Origin of the sequence: Mycobacterium attenuatum (genome assembly GCF_900566085.1) — a bacterium.
Classification (GTDB): domain Bacteria; phylum Actinomycetota; class Actinomycetes; order Mycobacteriales; family Mycobacteriaceae; genus Mycobacterium; species Mycobacterium attenuatum.
This window is the reverse complement of the sequence record NZ_UPHT01000018.1, coordinates 1-10,830: the sequence shown is the minus strand read 5'-3', so window position 1 is coordinate 10,830 and position 10,830 is coordinate 1. Positions and strand designations below refer to the sequence as shown.

Here is a 10,830-nt window from a genome sequence, read left to right as displayed (position 1 = left end):
GTTCGGGGGGGTATTTCGGGGGGTAGTTCGGGAGCTAGTTCGGGAGGGTAGGTATCGCAAATCCTTGTCGGGTTGTGCAACGCCGTAGAGGTTGAGTCTGTTCCGCTCAATTCTAAGCACGCCCGCTGATCGCCGGTCGACATGTCGCAGATGCGGGAATATGCCCAGCTGACGAGCCTTTCGAGGCCTAGCGAGTGGACCGAATGAAAGCGCGGACTTGTCGAAGTGCGTGGGCGGGCCGACGTGCGCGAGACCATCCCTGCTGCAGCGCTCGACGAGCCGAGCGAACGGCTCGGCCAACTCCGGCTATGTCGTCGCTCTAGGTTGCCGGCTCCCGCCGCAGCCGCCGGTGCCAGCGCGGGTTTCCGCCGCGCGGCCTTTGCACCCCTTCGGCTACCGTTCTCGGGTGGTCGAGGGACGGAATCGGTAGATGATCGAAGTGCTGCCGCTGGCGCTGGTGATCACCGTTTCGCCGCTGTCGATCATCCCCGGCGTGCTCGTCTTGCACGCGCCGCATCCGCGGGAGAGCGGTCTCGCCTACCTCGCCGGTTGGTTGGCCGGGCTGGCCGGGCTGACCACGTTGTCCATCAGCATCTCCAACCTGCTGGGCGGCCTGCGGCAGGCACCACCCGCCTGGGCGTCGTGGTTGCGGATCGCCGTCGGAATTGCACTCGTCGTGTTCGGTGTCATCCGTTGGCTGACTCGCCGCGGCCACGACCACATCCCAGCCTGGATGCGAACGCTGACTTCGGTCACCCCGAGAAGAGCGGTGCTGACCGGAGCGGCACTGACCGTGTTGAATCCCAAAGTGTTGTTCATTTGTGCGGCAGCGGGTTTGGCGATCGGCACTGACGCGTTGGGCAACACCGGCACTGTGATTTCCGGCGCGCTCTTCGTCGCCGTGGCCGGATCGTCGGTCGGGGTGCCGGTGCTGGCCTACATGATGGCCGGTGAACGTCTCGATGCTCCGCTGGAGCGCCTTAAGAACTGGATGGAACGCCACAACACGGCGCTGGTGGCAGCCATCTTGGTGGTGATCGGATTGCTGGTGCTGTACAAGGGGATTCACGCCCTCTAGGACGCCGTCGGGCCAAGCCGGTCCACGTCGTCGGTCAGCCACAGCGCAGTCAACGCCCCGCTGCTGTGCTCGACGTCTCCGGAGCGCGAGTGACGAATGCGATCGTGGTCTCAGCCCTGCCGGGACGGGCCTAGAATCGGGGTCCGTGGGCCTCGAGGACCGAGACGCTTTGCGGGTGTTGCGCGACGCATTCGCGCCACCGGAGGGCCCCAGCGAACTCGTCCGCCAGTTCTACATCAATTGGTTTGCTCTCGATTTTTCGGTGCGCGACCTGTTTCCGCCCGAAATGGACCGTCAACGAGCAGCATTCGCGCATGCGCTGCACTGGGTATACGGCGAACTCGTCGAGCAGCGCGCCGAAGAACCGGTGGCCTTTCTGGCCCAGCTGGGCCGCGACCACCGCAAATACGGCGTGCTGCCAACCCAGTACGACACCTTGCGCCGCGCGCTGTATCAAACGTTACGTGGATATTTAGGCCATGCGAGCCGGCGAACCTGGACCGACACCGTCGAGCGGGCCGCCGACCAATCGCTCAACCTGATCACCGGGGTGATGAGCGGCGCCGCTGACGCCGAGCAGGGGCCCGCGTGGTGGAACGGAACGGTGGTCGAACACGCCCGGGTGTCGCGTGACCTCGCGGTCGTCCGCCTGCGTCTAGACCAGCCGCTGGACTACCACCCCGGCCAATACGTCAACGTCCATGTCCCGCAGTGCCCCCGCCGCTGGCGATACCTCAGCCCCGCCATCCCCGCCGACCCCGACGGCCGGATCGAGTTTCACGTCCGCGGGGTGCCCGGCGGCCTGGTGAGTAACGCCATCGTCAACGAGACCCGGCCGGGTGACCGGTGGCGACTGTCGAGCCCGCACGGCGACTTTCACGTGGACCGCGACGGCGGCGACGTGCTCATGGTCGCCGGAAGCACCGGCCTGGCGCCGCTGCGAGCACTGATTCTGGACCTCAGCCGATTTGCGGAAAACCCGCGGGTCCACCTGTTTTTCGGAGCTCGCTATTCCTGCGAGCTCTACGACCTGCCCATGCTGTGGCAGATTGCCGCGCACAATCCGTGGCTGTCCGTCTCGCCGGTGTCGGAGTATCCCCGCGACCCGTCCTGGGCCGCCGACTACCCCGACGTATCGCCGCCCCGCGGCCTGCACGTGCGCCAGACCGGCCGGCTGGCCGACGTGGTCACCAAGTACGGCGGCTGGAGCGACCGGCAGATCCTGATCTGCGGCGGCCCACACATGGTCCGCGCCACCAAGGCCGCCCTCATCGCCAAAGGCGCACCACCGCAACGTATTCAGCACGACCCGCTGTCGCAGTAGGGCGCCCGCCGCGCCGCCTACGGGCCACACCGCCACCCAGAGCCGCCGATCCGGCCGGACCGGCCAACTAGGCTGACGGAGTGCACGTCATCACCCTGCGCGACCCGTCCTCATCGGTGGCAGCGCAATTGGTGCCCGAGGCCGGAATGATCGGCAGCGCGCTGACCGACGGCGGGGTCCAACTGCTCGGTCAACGAAAAGGTCTGGACGCCTACATTTCCGCGGGCAAAACGATGGGAATCCCGATTCTGTATCCGTGGGCAAATCGGCTGGGCGCCAACACCTATACCGCCGAAGACGCGACGGTGACGCTGACTCCCGGCGCTAACGGAGTTCGCGCCGACCCGGCCGGGTTGCCGATCCACGGTGTCCTGGCCGCATATCCCGGCTGGCGGCTGACGACCGAATCGGCGAACGAACTGACCGCCGAACTGGACTTCGGCGCCGACCCGACATTGCTGGCCAGCTTCCCGTATCCGCATGTGCTTGCAATGTCGGTGCGGCTGGCCGAGCGCACGTTGACGGTACGCACCACCGTCACCGCGACCGGGGACCGAGCGGTGCCGCTGTGCTTCGGCTACCACCCCTACCTGCACATCCCGGACGTCGCCCGCGGCGAGTGGACCATCGAGACGCCGAAACTGCGCCGTCTGTATCTCGACGGGCGCGGACTGCCCACCGGCGAGACGGCCGAGCAGCCGGCGATGTCACGGCGATTGCGTGAGGACAGCCTGGACGACGGCTACGACCAGGTCGACGATGGGTCGGTCTTCGCGGTCTCCGGTGGCGGCCGCCGCTTGGCGGTGTGTTTCGAACGCGGCTACCCGGCGGCGCAAATCTTCGCGCCCCCGGGTGAGGACGTGGTGTGTTTCGAGCCGATGGCCGCGCCGACGGATGCGTTGCGCCGCGGCGGTTATCGGGTGGCCCGCCCTGGTGAACCGGCGGTCGGCCAGTTTTCGATCCGGGTGTGAACCGGCGCCGCTCACCCGCGCAAGCTCTGAATTTTTTTTCTCCCAAACAAATACGGTCCGGCCGCGCACTTTCGAATAATCGTTACGCTAGGAGACTCACGGACCCGAGGGATGCGACGGGATTGCCTGCCTCTGTGACGGCGACCGACGGTTCCAGCCAGGAGAGCTGATGAATTTCGCGGTCTTGCCCCCGGAGATCAACTCCGCACGTATGTATCTGGGCGCGGGGCTGAGTCCGATGCTCAACGCGGCGGCAGCCTGGGACGGTCTGGCTGCAGAGCTGGGTTCGGCTGCGACGTCATTTTCTTTGGTGACCTCGGGGCTGGCAGGCTCCTTCTGGCAGGGCCAGGCCTCGGCGGCGATGGCCGATGCGGCCGTCCCCTATCTGGGCTGGTTGAATGCGGCGGCAAACCAGGCTGAGCAAGCGGCGCTGCGGGCGCGGTTGACCGCGGCCGCCTTCGAGGCGGCGCTGGCGGCCACGGTGCATCCGGCGATCATTTCGGCCAACCGGACTCAGCTTGTGTCGCTGGTGTTTTCGAACCTGTTCGGGCAAAATGCGACCGCGATCGCCGACGCTGAGACCCAGTACGAGCAGATGTGGGCCCGGGACGTGGCCGCGATGTTCGACTACCACGCCGAGGCGTCGACGGCCTTGTCAACGCTGACGCCCTTCCCGCCGACACTGGCGGGCCTGGTTAACCCGGCCACCGTCAATGCTGCAACGGCGGCCGCCCAAGACATTGTGGTTCCCTTTCGCAACGTCGGCTTGGCGAACGTTGGCCGGGGCAACGTCGGCAACGCCAATATCGGCGATTTCAACCTCGGGTCGGGAAATACCGGCAGCAGCAATATCGGCAGCGGCAATACCGGCACCAACAACATTGGCTTCGGAAATTCTGGTCCGATGTTGACAGCGGCGCTTCGCAACATCGGCTTCGGAAATACAGGAAACGGCAACATCGGTATCGGCAATACCGGTGACAACAATATCGGGTTCGGCAACACCGGCACCGGGAACCGCGGAATCGGGCTCAACGGGGACAACCGCTGGGGTTTCGGTGGTATGAACTCGGGCACCGGCAACGTCGGCTTCTTCAACTCGGGCACCGGTAACGTGGGGATCGGGAATTCGGGCAGCGGCAACTGGGGCATCGGGAACTCGGGTAACGGCTACAACACGGGTATCGGAAATTCCGGCGACGTCAACACCGGCTTCTTCAACTCCGGCGTCGTCAATACGGGTATCGCCAACTCAGGCGGCAACAACAGCGGCAGCTGGAACTCGGGCAGCTTCAACACGGGCGCCTTCAACGTCGGTGACTACAACACTGGTTGGCTGAACTACGGCAACTACAACACCGGCATCGCCAACGCGGGCAACGTTGATACCGGGGCCTTCATCTCGGGCAGTTACAGCAACGGCCTCTTCTGGCGGGGCGATTACCAGGGCGGCGGCCCCGGTATCGGCAACACGACGAGCATCCCGTCGTCAGGCTTTTTCAATTCCGGCACCGGCAGCGCATCCGGATTCTTCAACTCCGGCGCCAACAATTCGGGCGTCTTCAACTCCTCGATCGGAAGCCACGGCAACACCGGAACCGGCAACTACGGAGCCCTGCTGTCGGGGCTGGTGAATACGGGCAACACGATATCGGGGCTCTTCAACACGAGCACGCTAAACCTCAGCACGACGGCGCTTATCTCCGGTGCCATCAACACCGGCAACCACATGTCGGGTTTCTTTGATGGGCCCTCGAACTTCAATGTCGGCTTCGCCAACAGCGGTCGGCTGAATTTCGGCAACGCCAACCTCGGCAGCTTCAACTTCGGCGGCGGCAATGTCGGCGACGCCAACCTGGGCGGCGGTAATCACGGGTTTTTCGACGTCGGCTTCGGCAACCTGGGCAGCTACAACATCGGGTCGGCGAACCTGGGCAGCTACAACGTCGGTCCGGCAAACCTCGGCGAATTCAACGTTGGCTTCTGGAACGCGGGCAACAGCAACTACGGTTTCGCCAATAGCGGTGACAACAATGTCGGCTTCGCCAATACCGGCAACAACAATATCGGCATCGGGCTCACTGGTACCGGCCAAGTCGGACTCGGTGCGCTGAACTCGGGCAGCGGCAACAGCGGCTTGTTCAACTCGGGCTCCAACAACATCGGACTGTTCAACTCCGGCACCGGCAACGTCGGGATCGGCAACACGGGCAGCGGCAACTGGGGGATCGGAAACCCGGGCACCGGCAATACCGGTATCGGTAACGCGGGCGGCTACAACACGGGCCTGTTCAACGCCGGCATGGTCAACACGGGTTTGGCCGATACGGGCGACTACAACAGCGGCGTCGCCAATAGCGGCGACTTCAACACGGGATGGTACAACCCCGGCGACTACAACACCGGCTGGTACAACCCCGGCGACTACAACACCGGCTGGTTCAATACCGGAAGCATCAACACCGGCGCTTTCAACACCGGAAATTTCAATAACGGCTTCTTCATCTCGGCCGACAACCAGGGCCAGATCGCCATCAACCTGAATATCAACACTCCCACCGTACCCATAGACGCCGATATCCGCATTCCGATCCATGAGACTTATCACTTCGGTGGCGAGACATACACTATTCCGGGCTTTTATTACCCCAAGACACTATTCGGAAATTTCTATCTCGGCCCCATGACCATTCCGACGTCTTCGATCTCCATTCCGCATGTGACTCTCACGACCGGTAGCCAGAATACCGCCATTCAGATATCTATCCACGGCGCCCTCGAAGGCCGGACCATCCCTATCGTCAATATTGTGGCCGCACCGGGTTTTGGGAATTCGACGAGTGGTCCGTCGTCGGGGTTTTTCAATAGTGGGTCAGGTGGCTCGTCGGGGTTCGGTAATTTCGGGGCCAACAATTCGGGGTGGCAAAATTTCTCGACGGGGTTGTTGGGGAATTCGGGGTGGCGCAATGTGGGTGCGTTGCAGTCGGGGGTGGCCAATCTGGGTAACGCGGTCTCGGGTTGGTACAACACCAGCACCGTCGATCTGGCCAGTATGGCCAATGTGTCCGGGATGGCCAACAGCGGCACCGAACTGTCGGGGGTGTTGCACAGCGCGTCGGGCACACTGTTTAACGCCGGGCTGGGCAATGTGGGTCAGCTCAATGTGGGCTGGGGCAACCTGGGCAGTTTCAACATCGGCAGCGGCAATGTCGGCGACTTCAACCTGGGCAGCGCCAACATCGGCGGGCACAATCTGGGCAGCGCCAATATCGGCAGCGCCAACATCGGCTTCGCCAATACTGCCACCGCGGTGGTCTCGGGGCTGGACAACATCGGGATCGCCAACACCGGCAGCCACAATCTGGGCTGGGCCAACATCGGGGTGGGCAATATCGGCTTGGCCAATACCGGCAGCGGCAATATCGGTATCGGGCTCAGCGGGGATCATCAGGTCGGGTTCGGAGGCTGGAACTCCGGCACCGACAACGTCGGCTTGTTCAATTCCGGCAGCAACAACGTCGGCTTTTTCAATTCCGGCACCGCCAACTTCGGCATCGGAAACTCCGGTAGCTACAACACCGGCATCGCCAACACCGGCACCACCAACACCGGATGGTTCAACTCCGGGGCACTCAACACCGGCGTGGCCAACGCCGGCAGCTACAACAGCGGCTGGCACAACACCGGCACCACCAACACCGGCATCGCCAACCCCGGCGACCACAACACCGGCTGGTTCAACACCGGCACCTACAGCACCGGCATCGCCAACGCCGGCACCCTCGACACCGGCGCCTTCATCACCGGCAACATGGACAACGGCCTACTGTGGCGCGGCAACTCCCAAGGCCTCTACGGGCTCAACTACACCATCACCGTTTCCGAAATCACTGGGTACTTCGACTTTTCGGTGTTCGGCGATATCCCGGTAACCGCCACCATCACACCGGCCAACGTCGACGCATTCACTATTCCGACGATTCCCTTCAGCGGACTCGACGACCATCTGGGCGGCAAGGTCGAAGGCACGGTTGGACCGATCTCGATATCAGCCATCTCTTTCAGCATCGCCAGCCCCGCGGTGAACCTGCATTTCGGCGGCTCCAATGGTTCGCCGGTGGTCGACATCGGCGGCAACGGCAGCGTCGGCCCCATCTATATTCCGCTCATCGACATCCCGGCCAGCCCGGGCCATTTCAACTCCACCGTGCTGCCGTCGTCGGGTTTCTTCAATGCCGGCACGGGCAGCTCATCGGGCTTCTTCAATATCGGTGCGAACAATTCGGGCTGGCAGAACATGTCGTTCGGAAGCTTCGGAAACTCGGGGATCAAGAACTGGGGTTCGGCGTTGTCGGGCCTGGCGAACCTGGGCAACACCGTGTCGGGCTGGCTCAACGCCAGCTCGGTGGACCTGTCCACCCCGGCCCACGTTTCCGGATTGCAAAACGTCGGCACCGACCTGGCGGGATTGTTCCGCGACGGAACGAGCACGGTGTTCAACGTCGGCCTGGCCGACCACGGCATCATGAATTTCGGCAGCGCCGACATCGGCAGCGACAACATCGGCAGCGGAAATGTCGGCAGCTTCAACTTCGGCAGCGGCAATATCGGCGACCACAACGTCGGCAGCGGCAACGTCGGCGACGCCAATGTCGGCAGCGGCAACATCGGCACCGGCAACATCGGGTTCGGAAACGTCGGTAGCTCGCTGACCGCGGGGTTGCACAACATCGGGATGAGCAACACCGGAAGCCACAACTTCGGCTGGGGCAACACCGGAGACAACAACATCGGCTTCGGTAACACCGGCAACGGCAATATCGGAATCGGTCTCAGTGGCGATAGCCAGCGCGGCTTCGGCGCCTGGAACTCCGGCAGCGGCAACATTGGATTGTTCAATTCCGGCACTAACAACATCGGCATCGGCAACTCCGGCACCGGAAACTGGGGCATCGGCAACTCCGGCAACTACAACACCGGCGTCGGCAACTCCGGCAGCACCAACACCGGATGGTTCAACTCCGGCACCGTCAACACCGGGATCGCCAATTCCGGCAACTACAACACCGGCTGCTACAACACCGGCGAAACGAATACGGGCAGCTTCAACAGCGCAGACCACAACTCGGGCAGCTTCAATTCGGGTATGTACAACACCGGCTACTTCAACGGCGGCGACTACAACACCGGCGTCGGCAACACCGGTGACGTCAACACCGGCGCCTTCAACTCGGGCAACTACAACAACGGCTTCCTCTGGAGAGGAGACTACCAGGGCCTGGTTCAACTGTCCTACAAAGTCACCATTCCCGAATTCCCGTATCACGGCGACGTGCATGGCCTCGTCGAACTACCCATCCAAGGCACCATCAACGAAATGAGCCAGGACGCGTTCACCATTTCAAAGATTCGGATCAAGGTCGTTTTGCACCAATGGCCCGGCATAAATATCACCGTCTATGACGGTGATATCGGCCCCTGGACGATTCCAGAGCATGTGCTTTCCACCCCAATTCAGCTCGACGACATCGTTCACACAACATTCGGAAAGTCCGGCGGTGGCACGGCGGGTCCGTACACGTTCGGTTTCGACTTCGTCCAGGGGCCGGGATTCTTCAATTCCACGACGAGTCCGTCATCGGGCTTCTTCAACTTTGGCAGTGGCACGTCGTCCGGGTTCTTCAACTCCGGCGACGGTCTATCGGGGATCATCAACACCGGTACCAACCATTCGGGCATCTGGAACGCCGGCGGACTGGAAAACTCGGGCTACTTCAACTACGGCACGCAGGAATCGGGCCTGCTGAACGAGGGCAACACCATCTCGGGCGTCTTCAACACCAGCGCTGTGGGTCTCGCGACACAGGCCTTCGTATCCGGCGTCGCAAACCTGGGCACCCAGGTCTCCGGCTTCTTCCACGACGTCAGGCTGCCGTGACCGTGGCGCTAGCTCACGCTGAGTTGGCCCACGATTCGGGGTTTGCGGTATTCGCAGCGGATTGACCTGTTGTTTTTCGGTTTTGGGCTGCTGGGATCTGCGGGTTCGGGGCCGGGGCTCCCCTGGTGGCCCATGTGGGCGTGGTGAAGATCGTCTTCGGAGCGACCGGCGGCGTGGGTCGTGTGGTTTCCGCGACGTGGATCGCGTGCGGTCGAGCACCGTAGTGGGGCCATGATGGAGCGTAAATGCCCGTTTTGATGGCTGCGGTGGGCACGTATGGTGGCCAATCAGGCCGTCCCGCGTGGCCAATGATGACGTACACCCCGGGCCGGATTGGGCGGCCGGGAGTTGTCGGTGGTGGCTGCGATGATGAGGTCATGTCTTCGAGTGCATCGTCTGACGCCGTGGTGGTCAGTCCGGCCGGGCGTTTGGAGGTGCTGTTTGAGGAGTTGGCGGAGTTGGCCGGTCAGCGCAACGCGATCGATGGGCGCATTGCGGAGATCGTGGCCGAGATCGATCGCGACGAGTTGTGTGGGATGACGGGGGCGCGGTCGGTGGCGGCGTTGGTGGCCTGGAAGCTGGGCTGCTCGGCGGTCAACGCTCACACGATCGCCACGGTGGCGCACCGGCGGGCGGAGTTTCCGCGCTGCGCGGCGGGCATGAAAGAGGGCTGGCTGTCGCTGGATCAGATTGGCGTCATCGCCGCCCGGGCCGGTGTGGGATCCGATGAGCACTACGCGCAGTTGGCGCGGGTGGCCACGGTCAACCAGCTGCGCACCGCGGTCAAGCTTGAACCGCGACCTGACCCCGATCCGCGGCCGCAGCCGCCGCCCTCGATCACCAAGACCTGCGACGAAAAGTTCAGCTGTTGGCGGATCACCCTGGCGCACCCCGAGGCGGCGAAGTTCGACGCCGCCTTGGCCTCGCATCGTGATGCGCTGATCACCGAGTGGAAACACGACCACGGCAACGGCCAGGGTGCTTCAGATCAGCGGCCGCCGATGCCGGGCACCCTCGAGGCGTTTCTGCGGCTGGTCGAGGCCGGCTGGGACGCCGAGGCCACCCGCCGCCCCCACGGGCAGCACACCACCGTGGTGCTACACCTCGACGTCGAACAACGCGCCGCCGCGCTGCATCGGGGTCCGCTGCTGTCCGACGCCGAACGCCAATACCTGAGCTGTGATGCCACCGGTGAAGTCTGGTTGCAACGCCACGGCCAGCTCCTCGGCGCCGGCCGAACCACCCGGCTGATCAGCCGGCGGCTACGCCGCGCCCTCGAGCACCGCCAGCCCAGCTGCGCGGTTCCCGGCTGCGGGGCCACCCGCGGTCTGCACTCCCACCACCTGCAGCACTGGGAAAACGGCGGCCCCACCGAGCTGGCCAACCTGGTGCTGGTCTGCCCGTACCACCACCGGCTGCACCACCGCGGCGTCATCACCATCACCGGACCCGCCGAGGCTCTCACCGTCACCGACACCGCCGGCCGATTACTGCACCCCGGATCGCTGGCGCGCCCACC

The 10,830-nt window shown here is 63.7% G+C and carries 5 protein-coding genes; all 5 read left to right on the top strand.

The genetic code is table 11. The annotated features are described in order from the left end of the window. Positions 1-430: 430 nt before the first annotated feature. Positions 431-1,078: a GAP family protein gene (locus EET13_RS02810; RefSeq protein WP_122440866.1), complete on the top strand. Its 648-nt coding sequence runs from the start codon at positions 431-433 to the stop codon at positions 1,076-1,078. Between the two features lie 145 nt (positions 1,079-1,223). Further along, positions 1,224-2,402, top strand: a complete 1,179-nt coding sequence (locus tag EET13_RS02805) for an FAD-binding oxidoreductase (RefSeq protein WP_122440865.1) — start codon at positions 1,224-1,226, stop codon at positions 2,400-2,402. Positions 2,403-2,482: 80 nt separating this feature from the next. Beyond that, positions 2,483-3,373: an aldose 1-epimerase gene (locus EET13_RS02800; RefSeq protein WP_122440864.1), complete on the top strand. Its 891-nt coding sequence runs from the start codon at positions 2,483-2,485 to the stop codon at positions 3,371-3,373. A 169-nt stretch (positions 3,374-3,542) separates the two neighbouring features. After that, a complete protein-coding gene (locus EET13_RS02795; RefSeq protein WP_122440863.1) occupies positions 3,543-9,311 on the top strand; it encodes a PPE family protein in 5,769 nt (1,922 codons plus the stop codon). Between the two features lie 377 nt (positions 9,312-9,688). Next, a partial coding sequence (locus tag EET13_RS02790; protein ID WP_136623091.1) for an HNH endonuclease signature motif containing protein occupies positions 9,689-10,830 on the top strand: 1,142 nt, incomplete at its 3' end.

Coding starts and splice junctions, on each gene's coding strand:
- EET13_RS02810 (WP_122440866.1), top strand. CDS start 431: ATGATCGAAGTGCTGCCGCTGGCGCTGGTGATCACCGTTTCGCCGCTG.
- EET13_RS02795 (WP_122440863.1), top strand. CDS start 3,543: ATGAATTTCGCGGTCTTGCCCCCGGAGATCAACTCCGCACGTATGTAT.